This is a genomic window from Echinicola sediminis (assembly GCF_054777495.1).
The window spans coordinates 11,056-32,677 of the sequence record NZ_BAAHAP010000035.1; the positions used below are offsets into that span (position 1 = coordinate 11,056).

Below are 21,622 nucleotides of genomic sequence, written 5' to 3' on the forward strand. Positions count from 1 at the left end.
GTACTTTAGGGAATCTTTTAAAGCGCTGTTTGATTGCCTGCCCTCAGAGTACAGAAACCGGAAAGACGAAGGGGCAGAAAAGGAATAAGGAAATATGCTGGTTTCACCGAATTATGTCAGTAGATTAAAAAATACTGCGATTATCCGTAATTACATCAGTAAATTTATTTCTCACGGATTCCACAGATCTACCTGGCGTCAGACAGGATTACACGGAATTAAAAATCTTTTCTGTGGGCTTCTGTGCATTCTGTGAGAGATGGTTTGCTAATTTAAAGCTACTGGTGTCTTTGGGGATATACATAAAAAATACTAACAGGATTGTACGCGATTATACCAGTAGCATCAGAATTCACAAAGTGTTCCCCGCAAATCTCGCAGATCTCCGTGGACTCTTTGATATTGAACTGGCAGCATTTCAGGGTACTTTTATAATGAAGTCCAATGGTATAGCGGCGTTTAATTAAAAGTCCTGAATGTTATTCCGCTGATTTCGCAGATGACCGCAGGTGCTTTATTTATAAATAGAAGTCTTTTGTTTTTCACTTTTTAGAGGAGATAGGCCCTTATTAGGCATTTTGAACTATTTCCCCCCTGAAATAAAAATAATAACCCTCCCAATGTTATCATTAGATCAGGAAATTTATAGGGATGTCTAAAGGCTTAAAAATGAGTGTTTTTTGAGCCAATCAGTTAACCTAAAATCTACCCGATGAAAAACTTTACACTATTATTATTCTTATTTTGGTGCTTGTCCTTTAATGCGCTGTATGCACAGATAGGGCAACTAGGGGCAAATTACTGGGAGCCCATTGGGAACTGCTCCATTGCGACGGTCAATTCTGACGGAGACAACGGAGATGGGCTGGGCGATGGGGCCCAGCAATGTCAAAATCTATCCTCAACGGCAGGAAATGGACTTTCCTATACCTTTGGGGGCAGTATGCAGCAGGGACAAAGCTTGAGTTTCGAAAGTTATGTTTACAATCCAAATGTATCCTACGTAAGGTTAAAAGTGGAACTCTATAACCTCACGGATGGTACTGCTTTGGTTACAGCAGGGCCCGTTTCGCTTACCTCCGGGGTGGTTCATCAGTTTGCGCTGGATTATACGCCCTTAGCTTCTGATGAGGGAGATACTCTACAGGTAAGGTATATCAGGACAGATGATGGCAATTCTGCCCGTACTTTTGCGATTGATAATGCCCGCTTAAACGGGGCGTATTTATATCCCGAGGCAGCTCCGGAACCCAGTTGTTTTGACCAGGCAGGGCAAGAAAAAGGCTGGGGAGTTATAGGAAGCATTAACCTGGCTCATGTAAGCAACGATCCCGATAATGGAGACGGTCCGGGAGATGGAGCCCTGTCTGTAAAGTCTGCCGCCAATGAGCCCTATCAAGGGGTATATTATCCATTTGACTGTTTGATGCCCAACGGTCAAAAACTGGAAGTGAAAGCATTTCTGTACAATTCGGCCAGTTCCTATGTGAAAGTAAAACTCGAATTGTTCAATAAAACCGATAGTGTACTTTTAAATGCTGTTACCAAGACGCTGGTTCCTACCCAAAATCCTAATGATGTATTGAGCTTGAATTATTTTACCCGGGCATCTGATGAAGGTGACGAACTTGAATTGAGATTGGTAAGAAATGACGATGGCAATACAGTGCGCTTTTTCAATATAGACTATGTGACCATTAACCAAGGGGTACTTAATATCGATATTATTCCTCCTCCGTTGAGCCCTGATTGCGCACTGGGGGTAAATATCGAACCGGATATACCCTTGGAATCCGTTTCAGCGGCACAGGTTCAGGAAGTAGAGCAGATTTATGGAAAATTACAGGATTATGTTTTGGGTACTGCTTTGGCTGACAATTTTCAGGATCAATACGATGCGGCAACCCAAGCTTATCTGTCACTAAACCTCACAGAGGAAAATGGTGAAGTGTTTGGAGAACAAATTGATTTTGGCGCAGCAGGGGAAATAATCAAGCAGTTTTCCAAGTACTTACACTTTGTAGATGGAAATGACAGTACCACTATGGCGAGGGCTTCCCGTCTGATCACTATGGTTTCGCAGTATTATTGCCGGGGACTGATCAGCAGGGACTATAATTCGTATGCTTTTAGGGATTTTTCCCAACCGGTAATGACCCTGAGGGATTATTTGTCAGACGCCGTAAAGGACCAATTCGCTTATGTCTTGTTTGTCCAAACAGAATATTTCCAGCATTTCTGGGGAGATTACGAGTTGGGTGATAATTACAATATAGATTGGATTTCCAATCTATCCCCAAGTCTATTTATGTATGCCGAATGGAGATATCCCGATGATGATCAGGAAAAGGTCCGCTATATGAAAGGGGCAAGCAGGTATTTGGAGCGTTTTCTGACTGTTACGGACGGGAAAGAAGGTGGTATCAAAGCGGATGGAACGGGCTTCCACCACAAATCGGCTTACGATGGCTACTTGTATGCTTTTGGAAGAGCCGCACTTTTGGTGTCCTTTATGGATGATACTTCCTTTCAGATTGGTGAGGAACACTACAAGGTGCTGAGAAATGCCATGTACCTTCAGAGAATGGTTTCCAATGATGGAAACATGCGGGCTCTGTCACTGGTGGGCCGTAACCCTCAATCGAGGTACATGTCCACCGGTCAAGCAGATATCAAGCGCCTGGCGATCAGTGGAGGGAAGATTTTGGGATTGAATACTGCAGACCCTTTGCTGGCAGGTTTCTATAACCGTAATTATGGCCCAGAACCGGAATTTAACTATAACTCCGAGGCCCCTTATGAAAATGGCTTCATCCAATTCAACCACGCCCATGCAGGAGCCTACAGGCATAATGACTGGACCGCTGTAATCCGAGGCTTTAGCGATAATATGTGGGGGGCTGAACTATATGAAACCACCAACCGCTACGGAAGGTACCAGTCTTATGGGGCTTTGGAAATTCTTTATACCGGAGGTACTTCGCTAAATGAAAATGGCTATGATGTATCCACTTGGAACTGGAATTACAATCCCGGCACCACCACCATTGTTCTTCCTTGGGATAAGCTTCATGGGGAAAGAAGCCGTATTGATGAAAAACAGGCTTACCGTTTTGCTGGTTCATTGGCTTTTGGAAATAAAGGAGAAGAGCTTGGTGTACTGGAAAATAATTATGGGACCTATGGCCTCTTTGCAATGGATTTTCAGGAAGTGGCACCTCAGGGCTTTGGTTTAGTCTATGGCCCCAATACCCATAATGATACTTTCAAATGGAAAAAATCAAATTTTGCCTTTCAGGACATCATCGTATGTCTGGCTACAGGAATCAGCAATAATGACAGTATCCATCCAACCGTGACCACGCTCTATCAAAGAATGGCGGACAGCCAAAGCGGGGCAGCGGTGAACGAGATTTCTCTAGATTTAAACGGGGAAAGTACTTTTAGTGGCAATCAAGACAACTGGCTGCTCAATACCTACAATACCGGATTTTATATTTATGAAGGCAGTGGTGACTTGAAAGTATGGAAGGGAAGCCAGCAAACACCTAACTATAACGAAATTGATCCAACGGCTTATACTGATAATCCCATTGGTGATTACATCATAGGTTACCTTGATCATGGGACAGCCCCGCAGGATTTGAGTTATGAATACCTTATCAAACCCAATGCGTCCGCCGGGGATATGCAGGATATCGCCAATGAGAAACCCTATTCGGTAATGGAAATGGGCCCAGATAGGCATGTGGTAAAATTCCATGCAGACAGTCTGTGGGGCATGGCTTTGTTTACGCCATCTGCTGATATGGGAATTCCAGGTGCTTTGGTGAAAGGCAATGATGAAGCATGTTTGGTGATGTATGAAAAGCGTGATGATAATTTTGCAAAGCTGTCAATTACCCATCCTGATCTTGGATTTGATTTGAACGGAAGCACCGTAAATATAGAAAAGGACATTCAACTGACACTGAACGGTCAATGGTCATTGGCCGCTCCCAATGCTTCTGTTAATTTGGTAGAGGCTTCGGACAGCACCACCACTTACCAATTTCATGTCGTGGATGCTATGCCAGTCGAAATTGAATTGGTAAATACCGTTTTCCTGAACCGGTTTAAAACTAAGGTGAAAATATTACCACAAGGCTTACAAAATTTAATGGAAGGACAAAGCAAAACGCTGCAAGCAAAGGTTTTTCCTTCAATCATTAAAAATAGGCAACTGTTATGGAGTTCCAGTGATACCACCATCGTTTCTGTTGATGACAAAGGTCAAATAATGGCCTTATCAGAAGGAAGCGGTTATGTATATGCAGAGGATGTGCTGACAGGAGAGTTTGACAAAGTCAAGGTGATCGTTCGAAAGAAAAAAAATCAGTTAGTTTTCTACCCGAATCCGGCCAGAACAAACATAACCATCAAACTAGAGGGGATGAAAGCCTACTACATTTATGATTATTTTGGAAATCTGAAATTATCCGAAGATAAGGTGAGTAGTGATCAGATAGAAGTGTCCTTGCATGGACTTAGCAGAGGGGTGTATGTATTGAAAGTAATGGATCAGTCCAATAGCTTAAATACCTCCCTGCTTTTTAAAAGGTAAAGAAAGTAACCTATTAACCAAAGAGTCAAGAGGCTGTCTCATAAGTCATGATCGGAATCTGCTGCCAAATATTCTAGGGGTATAGGATTTCTGATCGCTTGCGATGACGTGATTATAGAAATTATCTTGGTTAGGTTTCTTAATTGAAATCTACGGGTTTTGGCGGCAAGTTGTATGCTCTATTGCTATTAATCCGGCCAAAACATGACCCTTTCGGGTACTTTAGCCTGGGGCTGCCACCCCAGGCTATTATAAGTTCGCCCCTTTGGGGCGGGCCCTTTCTCCACTGACGCACACACTACAACGAAATACTATTTGTGTAGGCCCCATAGAAATCCACTTATGAGACAGGCTCTTTTTTGCCCACCCTGATAGATGCGGATAATTAATGAAACCATATTCTCTGTTTGGTCTGGTATAATTGCATGGTGTCAGACCCATCCCTTAGTAATTTTTCTTATTCTTTCACATGAATTTTTCCCAGCTCCATAGAAAAGAAGCTGAAAGACAAGCTATCTCAATTATGATGAATACTTAAGTACGATACAACGTATCAGGAAAATCGCATTTAACAATCCCAATGAAAGGAACCCTTCTAGGGCTAATATTTTCTATTTAAACCCTCGAAGGGTTTTTACCCTTAAGACGATTTTCCTGCACTTATTAAATAATAGCAAAACAAAATAAGATCAATGTAGGGGGGATAATGTGTTTTTGTACAGAAATAGTCCAAAATAGCCCTTCAGGGGCTTTTTTGAACCATTACCCCCTCCAGATTGAACACATACCCCTCTAGCTTCCATGGGGAATTTTCCAGATTTGTAAGAGATAACCAATAAAACAACTTCATATGATTACAGCTTTAAAAATATTTAATAAACCCTTGCTGTATTTGGGAGTGGGTGCGGCCTTAAACTTATCATTAGGTGCTTCGCTTACCCCTGCCAATGCAAGCGTACTTCCTCTTAGTAGCGTAGAGGAAGTTCCTTATCAAAAGGAAGTAAAGGGTATGGTAAGTAATGAGTTTGGGGAGCCGCTTATGGGGGTCGCTGTACTTGTCAAAGGAACCAGTGTAGGTGTGGTGACGGATTTGGACGGGAACTTTAACTTAAACAATGTGCCTGACGATGCGGAATCCCTGATATTTTCATTTATCGGAATGAAAACGCTTGAGCTGCCCATCCAGACAAATGGGGACATGAAAGTGGTGATGGAAGAAGATGTTTTTTCTATTGAAGAACAAGTAGTCATCGGTTATGGAACTACTCGTAAGAGTGACCTGACGGGGGCCGTTTCCAGTGTAAATTCCAAGGATTTTGAAAAGCAGCCGGTAACCAGGGTAGAAGATGCCCTGCAAGGAAGGGCTGCAGGTGTACAGGTGATCAAAGGTTCCGGGGTTCCCGGTTCGGATGTACAGATCAGGATTCGGGGTGCCAACTCCATCAATGGCAACAACCAACCTTTGGTCGTGATCGATGGGGTAATTGGAGCTGATCTTCGATCGATCAATACCAATGACATTGCCTCGATGGAAGTACTTAAGGATGCTTCAGCTACAGCCATTTATGGTTCTCGTGGTGCAAATGGGGTGATTTTGGTCACTACCAAAAGAGGAGATGGAAAAGCCAAGGTTGACCTGAGTGCATTTACCTCAGTATCATCAGTAGCCAATAAAATTGATATTCTCTCCCCAGAGGAGTTTGGAAGCATTCATAATCTTCCTGTAATCAATGGAGGCACAGACTGCCAAGAAGAATATTTCCAACAGGGTGTAGCCAATAATGTTCAGCTATCCGTCAGTGGGAAAAATGACAAGGTAGGTTACTTTATTTCGGGAAACGTGCTGGACCAAAGTGGCATTGCCCTGAATTCTGATTATTCCAGGTACTCTTTAAGGGCCAATATCGATACGGAGATTACGGATAAGTTTTCCGTCCAGCTAAACATGTATGGAAGCAGCGAAAAGACTTTAAACTTGGTAGATGGAGGAAGTTCTTCATCCCCGGATGAAAGGGCAGGTATTGTAGCGGTTTTGGGATGGGATCCTACCTTACCGCTCAGGGATGAAAACGGCAATTATAACCTGCTTTCTACGAATGGTTCAGGGCTGATCAATCCGATAGCGCAAAGATTGGAATCGCAAGCACAGTCCACTATCGGAACGGTCAATACCAATCTGAACTTGTCTTATCAATTCAACGATAATTTAAAACTTACTGTATTAGGTGGTTTGATCCATAGAAATGTGTTGGGGGAATCTTATTATGGCGTACCTGCAGGTACGGTGCTTAGTCCACCTACCGGTGGCGGATCAATCCGACAAAACACCACCCTTCAAAACAGCAATATCCTGACCTGGGACAAAAGTTTTAACGATCATAATTTGAAGCTGACCGGTCTGTTTGAATTCCAACAGTTTGTCAATAAGGGGTTCAATGCAAGTGCTGGACAGTATTCTATCCCCGCCAATTTTTATTCCCTGGACTTGGGAACCAATCAAAGAGTCAATGCCACCTATAGTAAGAGCCAGATTGTTTCTTATATGGGAAGGGCGGAGTATAATTACCTGAGAAAGTTGTTTGTGACGGCTACACTCAGAACAGATATTTCCTCCCGGTTCCGTCCAGAAAATCAAGTCGGTGTATTCCCTTCCGGCTCTGTTGCTTACCAGTTTGAAAATGTGGCAGGGGAGGTGATCGAAACACTAAAACTAAGAGCAGGTTACGGGGAAACCGGTAACCAGGCCATTGCTCCGTATTCCACCTATAATACGCTGAATACGGGGCAGGATTATCCGATCAATGGTACATCCATTGCCAGTGGTTTGGTGCTGGGACCTTTGGCCAATCCTGATCTGACCTGGGAAACGACCAAACAAAGTAATATAGGGGCAGACCTTACCTTCCTATATGGCAAGTTTAACCTAAGCATCAATAAGTACTGGAAAAACACAGTGGACCTATTGTTGGCTGTGCCGATCCCTGGATTTGTAGGAGGTGGTTCCATCACGCGCAATGTGGGAGAGGTGTTTAATGGAGGATGGGAATTTAACCTTCAGACCCACTTGGTCAATACGCCCAAGTTTCAGTGGGATGTCAATACCAATTACTTCTTCAATACCAATGAAATAAAAAGTCTTACTTCTGAACAGCATCAGATCCTGATCAGCCCGGTTGGGGGAGTTTCCAATACCACTGGTGCCTATGTGCTGCTTCGAGAAGGGATGCCTATGGGACAGTTTTATGGGGCCACTTTCTTGGGAACCTACAAAACAGGTGAAACCGGTGGTACCCCCGGTGACGCCAAATACCTCGAGGATGAGAATGGGGATGTGGTATTGGATGTAATAGGGAATGGTACACCAAAGCATAACTGGGCCATCAATAATACCATGACATGGGGCAACTTTGACCTCAACTTCCTGATTCGGGGTGTACATGGCTTTGATGTGATGAACTTTACCAGAGCCAAAATCTCTATGGGAGGAGGAGTGCAATCCCTGCCTACCTATGGGGAATACAGAAATAGGTGGACTGCAGAAAATGAAACGGAAGTTCCCGTATCCGGAAATCTGTTGATCAATTCAACCCGGTTTATGGAGAAGGGTGATTTTGTAAGGTTAAGTAACCTGTCCCTCGGATACACATTGAACAACACCAACCTATTCAGGAGCTTCCGGATTTATGCCAGTGCGCAAAACCTGTTTACCATCACCGATTATAGCGGTTATGACCCAGAGGCCAGTTCGATAGGTGCGGGCAGTGGCGCGGCATCTTCCATAGATTATGGTGCCAACCCCAATGCACGGACCTATACTTTCGGTGTCAATATTGGATTTTAATTAAATGAAGAGGACGATGAAAAATATAACAATAAAGCTAGCTGCATTACTGATGTTGCTATCCAACCTGGCCATCAGTCCAGGATGTACACTAGAAGAAGACCCTTCTGAAGCAAGGCTGGATCCCGGATCCCTCAACTCTCAGGAAGCTTTGGAGGCCGCGGTAGTGGGAATGTACCGTACGTTTACAACAGGAGCCCAGTGGGCCCATTCTTGGATGAGGTATTATGGAGCGGATGATATCACCACCCATAGCGGGAAAAACAAACAAGGGTTCAGGGAGGCAGATAGAATGGAAATGACTTCTTTGACCCCTGGGGTTCAGTTGGCCTATGACCCGTATTATGCGACCATCAAAGAGGCCAATAATATCATCGAAAATGAAGTGAACATCGCTACAGGGGATCGTGAGACGCTTGATGCCTTGATCGGTGAGGCTTATTTTCTGAGAGCATTTTGCTACTTCCACTTGGTAAGGACTTTTGGGAGGGTTCCCTTGGTGATTGATACGGATATTACCGAAAACGCCAAAAAAGGAAGGTCTGAGATCTTGGAAATTTACCAGCAAATAGAAAATGATTTTCTGAAAGCCGAGAGCATGCTGCCTGTTAAATACCCCGGTGTGGAGGCTGCCATCCGACCAAACAGTGGCTCTGCCCGTGCCTATCTGGCCAAAGTGTATATGCATTGGGCAGGATGGCCTTTGAAAGACAATGCAAAGTACGCCATGGCGGCCAGCAGTGCCAAGCAGGTTATCGATAATGCGGAAGCCCACGGATTTGCGTTGGTGCCGGATATGGGAACCCTTTGGTCCATCAAAAATGAAAATAGGTTTAATACGGAAATCGTGTTTGGATTGGGACATGCTGCAGACCTTAATGTTGGGGCGTATTCAAACAGGTATACCGGCAGGGGCGGATATCCGGGGGATGTCAATGGATGGAATGAACTCTTCGCCGAGATCGGCTTTTTTAGGGAATTTCCAGAAGGACCTAGAAAGGAAAAAACCTATCGAACTGAAGTGGAATTCAGGGGAAATACCATTCACTGGGAGGATTTTCAAGACGAGAGGCACCCCATGTTCCTAAAAGTGACCGGGTATCAGGATGAAATTTCCACCACCAATTCGGTGACCATGATGACCACCTATTTTATGCGGTATGCAGATTTACTTCTGATGTATGCGGAAGCAGAAGGAAGGTCCGGCGGAAACAGCGCAGAGGCCTGGGAGGCACTCAATATGGTAAGACGAAGGGCTAATGACCTGCAAGTGGACCAGCCGGAACCCACAGTTGATTTGGCCGCAGGGGATTTAGCCGAACTGGCATATACCGAGAGGAAGTGGGAACTGGCCGGTGAATTTAAGCGATGGGATGACCTGACCAGAATGGAAAGGGTTGCTGATGCTCTGGCCAGTAGGTCTTCTGAAGAACTGGTCGGTCCTGTAACAGGCGATACCAGTCCTGCCAACTACTTTGCTGAGATTCCAGAGGCTGAACTGACAAAGGCGCCGCAGTTAAGGGAATAAAAGAAAAATACAAATGCCCCATCAAGATAATCTCTAGTTGCTCAAAGAGGAGGGAGGAGGCCCTTGGCTTCTTTCCCCTCTTATTTGGCAAAGGAGGCATTGATGAGGGAAGGTTCTAGGACATGGTTTTCTCTAGGTTTATAGGGGGATGCTTGATTGTGATGTGGTTTTTTACCATGGACATGCCTAGGTCAACGAAGGTGTTCCCAAGCCTTCTGAAAAGATAAGAAAAGATAATTTATTGTTGTGTATGAAATTTATAACAAATCAACTGCCTACTGTTTTTGTTGCAAAATCAACGAAGATAGTTTTATTCGTACTTTTGATAACAAGTGCTTCCTGTAAGCAAAGGACCAATGAAAAAGAATCCATGGTCCAGCCTGTACACTTTTTAGAGGAAGTGAGCTTTGATGAAAAGCAGGCCATAAAGGCTTGTAGGGATCAATTGGATGTTACCATCACCAAACTGACCGATCTCAGCAAACATCCCAGGCTGATAGAAACCGGTGAAAAGGAATGGAAGCAGATAGCCAATAATGAGTTGGTGTGGACTTCAGGATTTTACCCTGGAATACTTTGGTACATGTATGACCTTACAAAGGAAGATAAATGGAAGCAGGAAGCCATCAAAAGGACAGAGGTTTTTGAGGATTTCCAATACATCACCGAGCACCATGATATAGGGTTTATGATGTTTCCAGCCTATGGAAACGGTTATGAATTGGGGAATAAAAAAGAATATAAGGACATTTTACTGACATCTGCGGCCTCATTGGCTTCAAGGTATAACCCTAAGGTAGGGGCCATTAAATCCTGGTCAAACAAAATGCATCCGCGATGGAAACAGCATATTACCATAATTGACAATATGCTCAATTTGGAACTGTTGTTTTGGGCTGCAAAGCATGGAGGAGATCAAAAGTTCTACGATATCGCTGTAAAGCATGCCGAGACCACCATGGAAAACCATTTTAGGGAAGACTATACCTCATGGCATGTATTGGAATATGATTCGCTGACGGGAGAAGTAATGCACCGGCACACCAAACAGGGCTACAGTGATGATAGCCGCTGGTCCCGCGGACAGGCCTGGGGAGTATATGGGTATACCATGGTATATCGGGAAACCATGGACGATAAGTTTTTGGACTTTGCAATAAAGATCACTGACAAATACCTGGAGTTGTTACCTGAAGATATGGTGCCTCACTGGGACTTTGATGTGCCCAATAAGGACAAGGAAGAAAGGGATGCTTCCGCTGCCGCGGTGGCGGCATCTGGAATTTTGGAATTGAGTACTTTGGTAGAAAATCCTGAATTGAAGGAAAAATATTACCGTGCTGCGGTCAAAATGCTGGCCTCCTTAAGTTCTGACAAGTATTCTGGAGCGGGAAAAGCGGATTCGTTTTTGGTTCATTCCACCGGGGCCAAATCTTTGGGACATGAGATCGATGTCGCGTTGATCTATGCTGATTACTATTATATCGAAGCACTGGATCGGTTGAAGAAAATTAAGGGGGATAATACGATATGAAAAACCTGATGGCTCAACATCTTTGGATGATTGTTTTCTTTTTAACCTTTGGATGGTTTTCCTGTTCAGAAAAGGAGCAGGAGGTGGTCAAAAAGCCCAACCTGCTCTTTATTTTTCCTGATCAACTGCGAAATGCTTCCATCGGGATAAACAATCAAGACCCGGTGATTACTCCCCATATGGATCAGCTGGCACGAGAGGGTATGGTGATCCAAAATGCCATCAGCAATTTTCCTCTGTGCAGTCCTTACCGGGCCATGCTGATGACCGGCAAGCTGCCCTATCATAACGCCGTACTTACCAACTGTAATTCCAAAAGGTACCAATATGGGAACTCATGGAGGAAGGAGGACATCAGTTTTTCGGATGTTTTGGTAGCCAATGGCTATGATGCAGGTTATGTGGGAAAGCTCCATTTGACCTCTCCACCTCCATTGGAGGGATCGGACTCGGTTATTTGGGATGCTTATACTCCGGTAGAAGAGCGCCATGGTTTCAATTTTTGGTACAGTTATGGGACTTTTGACCAGCACTTTAAGCCTCACTATTGGGTAAATGATGCCCCCAAAGAAGACCTGAAATATGTGGATGAATGGTCGGCAAAGCATGAAGCCGACGTCATCATCGACTACATCAATAATAAAGGAAAGAATCAAAGAGATGAGGACAAGCCCTTTGCCATGTTTTGGTCGGTCAATCCCCCGCATCCTCCATACCCTTTGGTTCCGGACAAGTATTTGGAACCTTACCGGGATAAATCATTGGAGGACCTTTTGGTGCGGGCAAATGTAAACTTGGATGATTTGGACAGTTCTTTGGCCTTTCATTGTGGTGCCACCAGGGGCAAAGCCGAATTGGCCAGAGACCATGTGCGGGACTATTTTGCCATGGTAACCGGTGTGGATGATCAGATAGGAAGGGTTTTGAAGGCATTGAAAGCCCAAGGACTGGAAGAAAATACGATTGTGGTGATTACCTCTGATCATGGAGAGATGATGGGCAGTCATGGTTTGATGTCTAAGAATATTTGGTATGATGAGGCCATCAATGTTCCCTTTATTATCAAATGGCCGGGGAAAATAAAGCAAGGCCAGCAAAGCGACCTGTTTGTCAGTGTGACCGATGTGATGCCGACACTCTTGAACATGATGGGGGCAAAAGATGGCCTTCCCAATGATTTGGATGGGAGGGATCTCTCAAAACAGCTTATTGACAATTCCAGTGGAGGAGCAGATTATGCCCTTTACTATTTTATCAAGGAGGGAGCACCCGGTTCTGGTCACAGGGGGATCAAAACCCCTAAAAATACCTATGTGGTTACCGTAGATGATACCAATAAGGTACGGGAATTTTTATTTGACAATGTCAATGATCCGTTTCAGATGAACAATATGGTCCAGGCAGATCAAAAACTGGCGACTGCCTTAAGGGAACAGCTGTTTGCTGCTTTGAAGGAAAAGAAGGATCCTTGGTTAGAAAACTATCGCTCATTTTTGTAAACATTCACTATGGACATGGCTATAAGAGGGTGGATTATGCCTAAAAGGTGGTACGGCCCGATAAAAAACTGTTGGGTTCTACTGTTATGGCTTTTGATAGGCTGTTCATCAAACGGAAGAGAGCAAGAAGGGTTCAAGGTCAGCTTTGACCATGAAAATTTCCTTGAGGAAAATGATTCGTTTTACTCAGGTGATTTGAGTGTTTGGAAGGTGAAGGGTGGAAAATTAATCTGTTTGGTGAGCAAGAACAATCAGTATTTAATGATGAAAAACTTCCAAATGAGAGAGCAAAAGAGGAAAATAGTGATAAGTACCAAACTGGGCTTTTACAACCGTTCCATTGCGAAAAGCGGAGGAAACTGGGTGGGGTTCTGCATTGGTTGTGGAAATGAGGGAGATGTTCCTTTCAACCCTATAGGCTTAAAGGCAGGCATTAGTACAAATGGTTCAGTGTTCATAGGAGAACCAAGTGCTGATCATGTCACCACGGCTTTGCTCAGTAACATGGACCAGGAGTTGGGGCTGGAGATGAACGTAAGTTCAGATGGTATCACCAACGCTGTGAGTTTAAAAGTGATGGCAGCTAGCAGTGGAAAAACCCTTGCCCATATTTCCAAAAGGGATATTAGCTCAAGGGAGTTGGAAGGAATGATCGGCCTGGTCAGTGATTTTGATCATCATCAAGCGCTTGAAAACTTCAAAAGTGTCTATTTCACTGATTGGGAGATTTCAGGTGAGACCCTTAAAGATTAAATAGAGTTTGTGAGGGGAATAAGCTGTCATCAAATGTTAAATGTCACAAGATTAATATTGTTTTCAATGAGTAATAAAATTGCCTTTTTAACAGTATGCTTTATGTGGATGCTGGCCTCAAATGCTTTGGCGCAAGAAGCTAAACCATTTGTAGAGTCATTTGAGTCCGGTATTGTTCTGGAGAATTATCATTCTTCAGAAAGTTCTGAACTTCAGCTGAGTGATGAACACCGAAGGTTTGGGCATAAGTCCCTGAAATGGAAATGGAGTAAAGCAGGAAGTAGTTTTCGAACAGCCTATTTTGAAGAGTTGAAAAGCGACACGGAAAACCTGACCTATAACTCCTTATTTCCAAGCAGTCCCACCTTTATTTTTTCCATTTACAATGAACAGCCACAGGAAGGGAATTTGAAAATAGCTTTTTTTAAGGAGGATGAAGCGTGTGTTTGGTTTAGTGTGGGTCTAGATTTTTCTGGATGGCGGACCATGAGGGTGCCCTTTTATGAGATGGAGGGAGATGCTCCCGAAAAGGTGGTGCAGGTGGATTATGATTCTGTAGAGCTCATCAGTGATGCTCCAAGCGGTACCTTATATTTCGATGATGTTATCTTTTCGCAATACCAGGATGACCGGTTCCAATACCCAGATGTGATGGTTCCTTTTATTAAAAGTGACCAAGACCACAGCGTAGATCACTGGATGCCTTTGATGGCCAACTTGGAAATGATGGAATCCCTGAAAGTCGAAGAGCTGAGTGAAGGGGAAATGAAAAGTTTAGAGGTCATTCAGCAAAGGATCAACGAAGAAGTGTTCCCCAAAAAGAAAACGGTAGACGATGATTTGGTGGAGAAAGAGTTTGCCCGCTTGGGTATAATAGACCGTAACGGGAATGTTTTGGGACCTCCATTGACTTACTTGCAAAGGGAATATTATTATGATAGCCTTCAGCAAGGTCCAAAAATCCACCATGATATCAGTGATTTTGGAAAGGTGATCAAGCACCTAGCAGAGGATTACCTTTTGACCTCAGATGTCCAGAATGGACATAGTAAAAAATACAAGCAAATGTTCTTGTTGGCTTCCAGGTATTATTTGGACCAAGGTTGGCAAAAAGGGAGTTCAGGCGGATCCCGCCACCATGTCGGCTATGCTACCCGTGAGCTGACGGAGGCTTTTTACCTGATGAGAGGGCCATTGGCTGAGGAAGGTTTGCTTGAGCCTGTTGGGGAAAGCTTACAGTGGCTGACCAATCTAGGGATGATATTGGGTGAGGAGAAAGATTTTCTTGTCAATATTGACTACCTCAATACTCAATCTTATTATCATTTACTGCAGCTATTTTTGGCCGAAAGCCCTGAAAAAAGAGTGGCCCTTTTGAAAGCCTATTCGAATTATCTGAATGTTATTCTCGGCCAGCAGGATAAGGAATGGGGGTTCAAGGCAGATGGTACGGCCTGGCACCATAGTGGGCATTATCCAGCCTATGCGATAGGGGCATTTTCCCAGGTGCCAAAGATAGTGTACAGCTTGTCAGGAACTCCTTTTCAAGTGGGAAAGGAAGGGCATGTGAATTTCAAAAAGGCATTTTTGACCACCGCTGAGTACAGCCAGCGATATGATTGGGGATTCTGGTAGGCATCCTTTTCAGGGTAATAATATTCGATCGCTCAAGCGTCCCTATGAGCTAATGGCAAAAGGGGGAAGTCCAGATGGCAAAGATAGTATTGACTGGGAAGTGGCGGCTGCCTATTTGCATTTGTGGGGTGATGATAAAAGTGATTTTACAGCTACTCTGAGGCGTTTAGGAATCCAAGAAATCAACTTACCTGAGTACAAATCCCTGCCTTATGGAGCCACAGCCATCCATCGAAGAAAAGACTGGGCTGCCATCATCAAAGGTTACAGCAAATATGTATGGTCTTCAGAGATCTATGCCAACAGCAACCGTTATGGGAGGTATCCTGCCAATGGCACCGTACAGCTATTGAGTGAAGGCGGAGAAGAAGGGAGCGGATTTGTACAGGAGGGATGGGATTGGAACAGGTTCCCGGGAGCCACCATAATTTATTTCCCATTGGAAGAGCTGGAGACAGACCGTGCATTGCTGATGTTTCTTTCTCAAGAAAGCTTTGCGGGGGCAACATATATGGATGGAAATGGGGTTTTTGGAATGAAGCTCAATGAAAGCAAAGGACGGAATGCTGACGGACTGGTGGCTGACAATGAGGTGGCTTTTCCTGGAAAGCTCAAGGCATTTAAATCAGTATTTTCTTTTGGGGATAAGTTGGTTTGCATTGGAACGGGCATTTCCAGTGAGGACAAGGATCATCCCGTGCAAACCAATCTTTTCCAGACTGCTTTGACCAAGGAGCATCAAACACTCAAAATTCCAAGAAAACAACTTGATGATTTTCCGATTGAAGGGAATACCTATTCTTGGATCATTGATCCCTATGGAAATGGTTATCATATCCTGAATGGGCAAAGCATCCATTTTAAGAAAGAAAAACAACAGTCCTATCACAACAAGTATTCTATCAATACAGGAGCCTTACACGGGCCTCCATGGGGGAATGGAACAAAATCCACCGAAGGTGAATTTGCCACTGCCTGGTTGGATCACGGACTGGAACCAGAAGAAGCTTCCTATCAATATGTTATTTATCCCTTCCTTGCAGAAAAGGAGCAACTGGAATTTGCCAGAAGGATAAGTAATAAGCCTGACTTTAAAGTACTAAGGGCAGATAAAGCGGCTCATATTGTAAAGGATATGACCTCCCTGACTACGGCCTATGTTATTTTCGATGCTGATGCGGTCCTCCAAGAAGGAGTACTCCATAAAGTTTCAGCGCCATCTTTGTTCATGGTAAAGGAAGAAAGGGGCAGGTACCTAAAGATAAGCGGGGTGAACCCTGATCTTAACTTTCCAGAAAATCCCAAAAAGAAAAATGGATATAACAATTTCAGCCGGCCTGTTCCGCTGCACCTAACGATTGAAGGAAGATGGGAACTGGAAGAAGGAGAGGCAGTGGTAAATTGGGACGGACAATCCGAGACGACGGTAATTAAACTGGAATGTGTCGATGGATTTCCCCAAAACCTCACCTTAAAGAAAAATTAAAACTGCTCGTAAAGAAAAAAGGATAATCAACATCAAAAGATAGTATAGAGACAAATTCATGAAAGAACTATTTGATTTATCGGGAAAAGTGGCCTTGGTGACTGGGGCAACGCACGGTCTGGGAATGGCCATGGCAAGCGCATTGGCCAAAAGCGGAGCTACGCTTTTGTTTAATGATATCAGTCAAGAAAAAATCGACAGGGCAAAGAAGGAATATGCCGTTAATGGTATCAGTGCCCATGGATTCCTTTTTGATGTGACCGATGCACTCGCGGTGGATCACAAAATCACTGAAATGGAACGGGAATTCGGTCCGATCGATATTTTGGTGAATAATGCGGGGATCATCATGCGGGTGCCAGCATTGGAAATGGAACCGTCTGATTTTAAAAAGGTGGTGGAAGTGGATTTGATTTCGCCTTTTATTGTGTCCCAAAGAGTCGCCAGGAGTATGAAGGAAAATGGAGGTGGCAAAATCATCAATATTTGTTCGATGATGAGTGAGCTTGGAAGAGATTCGGTAGCTGCCTATGCCGCTGGTAAGGGCGGGCTGAAGATGTTGACCAGAAACCTGGCCACAGAATGGGCCAAATACAATATTCAGGTCAATGGCATAGGACCTGGGTATTTTGCGACTTCACAGACGGCCCCTATCAGGGTGGACGGGCATCCTTTTAATGACTTTATCATCAACAGAACCCCTGCCGGAAGATGGGGCGATCCTGAGGACCTGCAAGGGACTACTGTTTTCTTGGCATCCAAAGCGAGTGATTTTGTCAATGGACAGGTAGTTTACGTTGATGGAGGGATATTGGCCACCATAGGCAAGCCTATAGGGGAGAATTGAGCAGTATTTGGGACCTGTGGAAGGTCATAAGGATTTATTTTCTACAATTAATATGATTATAAGTGATGCCAAGATGGTTACTGATGCTTCTATTAAGCTTTACAGCTTTTAATGGTATTTGCCAAAATAAACCCAATGTATTGCTTATAGCGGTGGATGATCTGAATGATTGGATTGGCTGCATGGGGAATGATCAGGCAAAGACTCCCTATTTGGATAGCTTGGTATCCATATCTACTTTGTTTACCAATGCGCATTGCCAGGCGCCTATTTGCGGCCCTTCAAGAGCATCTGTATTGACGGGGCTTTATCCGCACCGATCCGGAAATTACCTGCAGCTGCAGGACGGGGATATCAAGAAATCCAATGAGTTGACCGCCGGGTCGGTGTTTTTACCGGACTATTTTGAGCAAAACGGTTATGTTTCATTCGGCGTGGGAAAGATTTTTCATCAGGGCGATGCGGCTAAGGTTTTTGATATGTATGGAGGTGATAATGGGGTGACCGGGCCAAAGCCTGTTAAGCGCTTCAATTATGATCCTGTCTGGTTTCCTGAAAAAAAGGGGAAAACACAAACTGACTGGGGAGCATATCCGGCAGATGTTCAGGAGATGCCCGATTTTAAATCGGTGAGCTGGGCCTCCCATATTTTGAAAGCCCGGCATGACAAGCCGTTTTTTCTCGCGGTGGGATTAAACAGACCCCATGTCCCATGGTATGTGCCTCAGGAATATTTTGACTTGTATCCCGTGGATTCTTTGAAAATGCCTCCTTATATGGAACAGGATATGGAAGATATTCCCGAAAGTGGGAGATCGGTAGCCGATGCCCCAATGATGCCTACAACGGAATGGTTAATAGCATCCGGACAATGGAAGTACGCTGTTCAGGCTTACCTTGCTTGCATAAGTTTTGCTGATAGCCAAATAGGAAGATTACTTCAGGCATTAAAAAGAAGTGATTATGTAGATAATACTATCATCGTCTTGTGGTCAGACCACGGCTATCATTTGGGTGAAAAGAATAGGATGGCAAAGCAATCCCTTTGGGAGAGGGATACCCATTCTGTTTTAATGATCAAAGAACCGGGAAAAAATTCAGGTCAGGTTTGCGGAAGGGCCGTTCAATTATTGGACATGTATCCGACCTTGGTTGAACTTGCAGGTTTAAAGCAGAAAAAAGGAATTGATGGCAGGTCATTGGTTCCACTGATCAAAGACCCCATGAAGGTTTGGGATTACCCAGCTTTAACTTCTTACGGAAAAGGCAATATGGCTGTGAGCTATGGGGATTTCAGGTTGATCCGGTATGCTGATGGTTCGAAAGAGTTTTATAACCTTAAAACTGATCCTTTTGAATGGCACAATCTGTCCTCAGATCCCACCTATACCGATCGGCTCAATGAACTGGATAGGTTAATACCAAGGGAGCAGGCTGATTTGTCCCCTTACAGCCGGTATAATTTTAATGACTATTTTCAAAAGATATCCGATCAGTATTGAATAGATATATTATAATCTGAAATTCAACCAATAGGAACAAGGTAGTTGGTAGTCTCCAGCAGATCTCCCCGATGGGGCCAGATAAATTATTAAGAAGGCATAAATCAGGATAGTACCCTATAAAGTCCTCATTTGGAAAAAGTAAATTGGGTGTGAAACCGTAAATTAATGTTGACCCAATAATTAGCGCCAATGAGAAGCTGGATTTTCACTACCTGTTTTTTGACACATATCCTTTTCCTTTTAAGCTGTAATGGCCAAGAAAAGAGCGAAAGTGAGGATTCGAAATATCCCAACATCATCTTTATCTTGGCTGATGATCTGGGATATGGTGATCTGAGCTGCTATGGCCAACAAAAATTTAAGACGCCCAATATAGACCGCCTTGCGGCGGGAGGAATGCTTTTTACCAACCATTATGCGGGAAGCAGTGTGTGTGCCCCTTCCCGGGCAAGTCTCCTTACTGGCCACCATACTGGGCATGTGGCCATTCGTGATAATCGTAGTTTAGATCCATCGCCTTACGGCTTTCGCGAAAGGGAGGGACAGTTTCCACTGGCAGATTCCATCCGCACCCTACCGGAAGTACTCAAGTCCAAAGGATACGTCACCGGGGCATTTGGTAAGTGGGGTTTAGGAGGTCCTGAAACTCCCGGTGAGCCTAACCAACAGGGTTTTGATGAATTTTATGGCTATGTCTGTCAGTCTTTGGCGCACAACTATTTTCCCGACCACTTATGGCATAACAAGAAAGAAGTTAGCTTAGCAGGCAATGATAATGGAAAGTTCGGTGCTTATGCCCCGGCGCTGATACAGGAGCAGACCTTGAAATTCATTGAAGACAACCGTTCCAAGCCATTTTTTCTTTTTGTTCCTAGCCCCTTGCCCCATGCTGAACTCATCGCTCCTGAGGCAGAGATGAAAAGTTGGGAGGGTAAATTGGAGGAAGGCAAGCCATTCAAAGGCATTGATGAAGGACCGGCATTTAGACAGGGAGCTTTGGCATCCCAAGATAAGCCCCATGTGGCCTTTGCTGCCATGGTAAACATCTTGGACAAACAAGTAGGTGCGATCATCGATAAGGTAAAGGAACTTGGCTTGGAAGAAAATACACTGATCATATTTACTTCTGATAATGGCCCGCACCAAGAAGGGGGAGGGGATCCATATTTTTTTAATAGCAATGGGCCACTGAAGGGGATCAAAAGGGATTTGTACGAGGGAGGAATCAGGGTGCCTTTGATTATCAGCTGGCCGGGTCAGGTTCCGGCAAACAGTACCAGCGGCCATGTTTCAGCATTTTGGGACTTTATGCCGACCTTTGCCGAATTGGTGAGGATAGCGCCAAGCAAAGATTGGGACGGGATTTCCTTTTTGCCAACCTTGCTGGGTAACAGTGATAATCAGGAGAAACACGAATACCTCTATTGGGAATATCATGGTGAGGCGGGAAAGCAAGCTGCTAGGATAGGCAAATGGAAAGGGGTGAGAAGGAATATCCGGGAAGGAAATAAGGCCGTCGAAATCTATGATCTGGAAAATGACCTTGGTGAAGAAAACGATCTGGCTGAAATTTATCCGGAGATGGTGAGCAAAATGGAAGCTGTTTTTTCCGAGGCCCATACTCCATCATCAACCTTTGAACTGGGCTATTTGGATGATATACCTTAGGAATGAGTCAACTGCATTTCAAGCCTAGGAAGGGGCTGAGGGAGGCTATACAGCCAGGATCATACAAATGGAAAGGATAATGGTTGAGTAAAACAATGAGGTGGTAGAGAATAGGGTGCCTTTGAAAATTGCTTTAGAATCATCTTTATTAGTCAAGGATGTTGGAGTGGGGGTTGACCCGAAAAATTCTTTGTCGGTAATCTTCAAAAGATTTTCATGATAAGAGAAATGGATATCCAGTATCCAACCCAGAAAAACAGGAGCAAGTACCAGCTTGAGGTAAAAAAGGTTTAATTCCATGGCCGTATATACAAAGGCAAATGCAATAAGCAGTAAAACGATGACTTTGGTAATGATCGTTTTTTGGTCTAATTTATCTGATGGATTACCTGTTGCTTGGTTTTTTGTAAAAGTCATGGTTAAGTTATTTGGATTCGATCACCTTCAAAAATTAACATAAAAGTATCCAAAGTAAGGGAGGAAAAAAATACTGTATTCATGGTATTTTTTAGGGTTTTCCCGTCAGAGTATTTTTTCAGTCAAGTGAAAATTAGCTAAGACTTTGGTGAGAAAACAGCAGGGTTTAAAAGAGCTGGGCTATGACGGCTCATTGGTGATCGGATACCTTTTCATTGATGTCCTGGTGGCTGATGGTTACCAAAAGCAACTCTCTTTCATTAAGTGTCGTCACTACATTAGAATTCCATTAGAAAGGCTTTATTT

Annotated in this window: 10 protein-coding genes and 1 pseudogene; 10 read left to right on the forward strand and 1 reads right to left on the reverse strand. The window is 44.0% G+C overall.

What is annotated here, in order from left to right; genetic code table 11:
* The first annotated feature begins 712 nt into the window (after positions 1 to 712).
* The 10 genes and pseudogenes from ACYVAA_RS10910 (at position 713) to ACYVAA_RS10955 (ending at position 20,899) form a co-directional block, all read left to right on the forward strand.
* Positions 713 to 4,603, forward strand: coding sequence for a chondroitinase family polysaccharide lyase (locus tag ACYVAA_RS10910; protein ID WP_460541495.1), 3,891 nt, complete (start codon positions 713 to 715; stop codon positions 4,601 to 4,603).
* An 850-nt stretch (positions 4,604 to 5,453) separates the two neighbouring features.
* Positions 5,454 to 8,444 carry a SusC/RagA family TonB-linked outer membrane protein gene (locus ACYVAA_RS10915; RefSeq protein ID WP_460541497.1) on the forward strand — a complete coding sequence of 997 codons (2,991 nt, stop codon included), beginning with the start codon at positions 5,454 to 5,456 and terminating at the stop codon, positions 8,442 to 8,444.
* Between the two features lie 16 nt (positions 8,445 to 8,460).
* Positions 8,461 to 9,972, forward strand: a complete 1,512-nt coding sequence (locus ACYVAA_RS10920) for a RagB/SusD family nutrient uptake outer membrane protein (RefSeq protein WP_460541499.1) — start codon at positions 8,461 to 8,463, stop codon at positions 9,970 to 9,972.
* Positions 9,973 to 10,222: 250 nt separating this feature from the next.
* The gene (locus ACYVAA_RS10925; RefSeq protein WP_460541501.1) at positions 10,223 to 11,506 is read left to right on the forward strand and encodes a glycoside hydrolase family protein; all 1,284 of its coding nucleotides are present in this window, start codon (positions 10,223 to 10,225) and stop codon (positions 11,504 to 11,506) included.
* A gap of 8 nt (positions 11,507 to 11,514) precedes the next feature.
* Positions 11,515 to 13,005, forward strand: a complete 1,491-nt coding sequence (locus ACYVAA_RS10930; protein WP_460541503.1) for a sulfatase family protein — start codon at positions 11,515 to 11,517, stop codon at positions 13,003 to 13,005.
* A 36-nt stretch (positions 13,006 to 13,041) separates the two neighbouring features.
* Positions 13,042 to 13,758, forward strand: a complete 717-nt coding sequence (locus ACYVAA_RS10935; protein WP_460541505.1) for a hypothetical protein — start codon at positions 13,042 to 13,044, stop codon at positions 13,756 to 13,758.
* A 160-nt stretch (positions 13,759 to 13,918) separates the two neighbouring features.
* A pseudogene (locus ACYVAA_RS10940) lies at positions 13,919 to 16,879 on the forward strand (polysaccharide lyase family 8 super-sandwich domain-containing protein).
* Positions 16,880 to 16,937: 58 nt separating this feature from the next.
* Positions 16,938 to 17,726, forward strand: a complete 789-nt coding sequence (locus ACYVAA_RS10945; RefSeq protein WP_460541507.1) for a gluconate 5-dehydrogenase — start codon at positions 16,938 to 16,940, stop codon at positions 17,724 to 17,726.
* An 83-nt stretch (positions 17,727 to 17,809) separates the two neighbouring features.
* Positions 17,810 to 19,228, forward strand: a complete 1,419-nt coding sequence (locus tag ACYVAA_RS10950; RefSeq protein WP_460541509.1) for a sulfatase — start codon at positions 17,810 to 17,812, stop codon at positions 19,226 to 19,228.
* 192 nt (positions 19,229 to 19,420) lie between these two features.
* Positions 19,421 to 20,899, forward strand: coding sequence for an arylsulfatase (locus ACYVAA_RS10955; RefSeq protein ID WP_460541511.1), 1,479 nt, complete (start codon positions 19,421 to 19,423; stop codon positions 20,897 to 20,899).
* A gap of 45 nt (positions 20,900 to 20,944) precedes the next feature.
* Here ACYVAA_RS10955 and ACYVAA_RS10960 read toward each other — a convergent pair whose 3' ends face one another.
* Positions 20,945 to 21,316: a hypothetical protein gene (locus tag ACYVAA_RS10960; protein ID WP_460541513.1), complete on the reverse strand. Its 372-nt coding sequence runs from the start codon at positions 21,314 to 21,316 to the stop codon at positions 20,945 to 20,947.
* Positions 21,317 to 21,622 lie beyond the last annotated feature (306 nt).

Bases quoted from the DNA above. Each gene is read 5' to 3' on its own strand.
- ACYVAA_RS10960 (WP_460541513.1), bottom strand. From the start codon at position 21,316: ATGACTTTTACAAAAAACCAAGCAACAGGTAATCCATCAGATAAATTA.
- ACYVAA_RS10945 (WP_460541507.1), top strand. From the start codon at position 16,938: ATGAAAGAACTATTTGATTTATCGGGAAAAGTGGCCTTGGTGACTGGG.
- ACYVAA_RS10910 (WP_460541495.1), top strand. From the start codon at position 713: ATGAAAAACTTTACACTATTATTATTCTTATTTTGGTGCTTGTCCTTT.
- ACYVAA_RS10950 (WP_460541509.1), top strand. From the start codon at position 17,810: ATGCTTCTATTAAGCTTTACAGCTTTTAATGGTATTTGCCAAAATAAA.
- ACYVAA_RS10920 (WP_460541499.1), top strand. From the start codon at position 8,461: ATGAAAAATATAACAATAAAGCTAGCTGCATTACTGATGTTGCTATCC.
- ACYVAA_RS10925 (WP_460541501.1), top strand. From the start codon at position 10,223: ATGAAATTTATAACAAATCAACTGCCTACTGTTTTTGTTGCAAAATCA.
- ACYVAA_RS10935 (WP_460541505.1), top strand. From the start codon at position 13,042: ATGCCTAAAAGGTGGTACGGCCCGATAAAAAACTGTTGGGTTCTACTG.
- ACYVAA_RS10955 (WP_460541511.1), top strand. From the start codon at position 19,421: ATGAGAAGCTGGATTTTCACTACCTGTTTTTTGACACATATCCTTTTC.
- ACYVAA_RS10915 (WP_460541497.1), top strand. From the start codon at position 5,454: ATGATTACAGCTTTAAAAATATTTAATAAACCCTTGCTGTATTTGGGA.
- ACYVAA_RS10930 (WP_460541503.1), top strand. From the start codon at position 11,515: ATGGCTCAACATCTTTGGATGATTGTTTTCTTTTTAACCTTTGGATGG.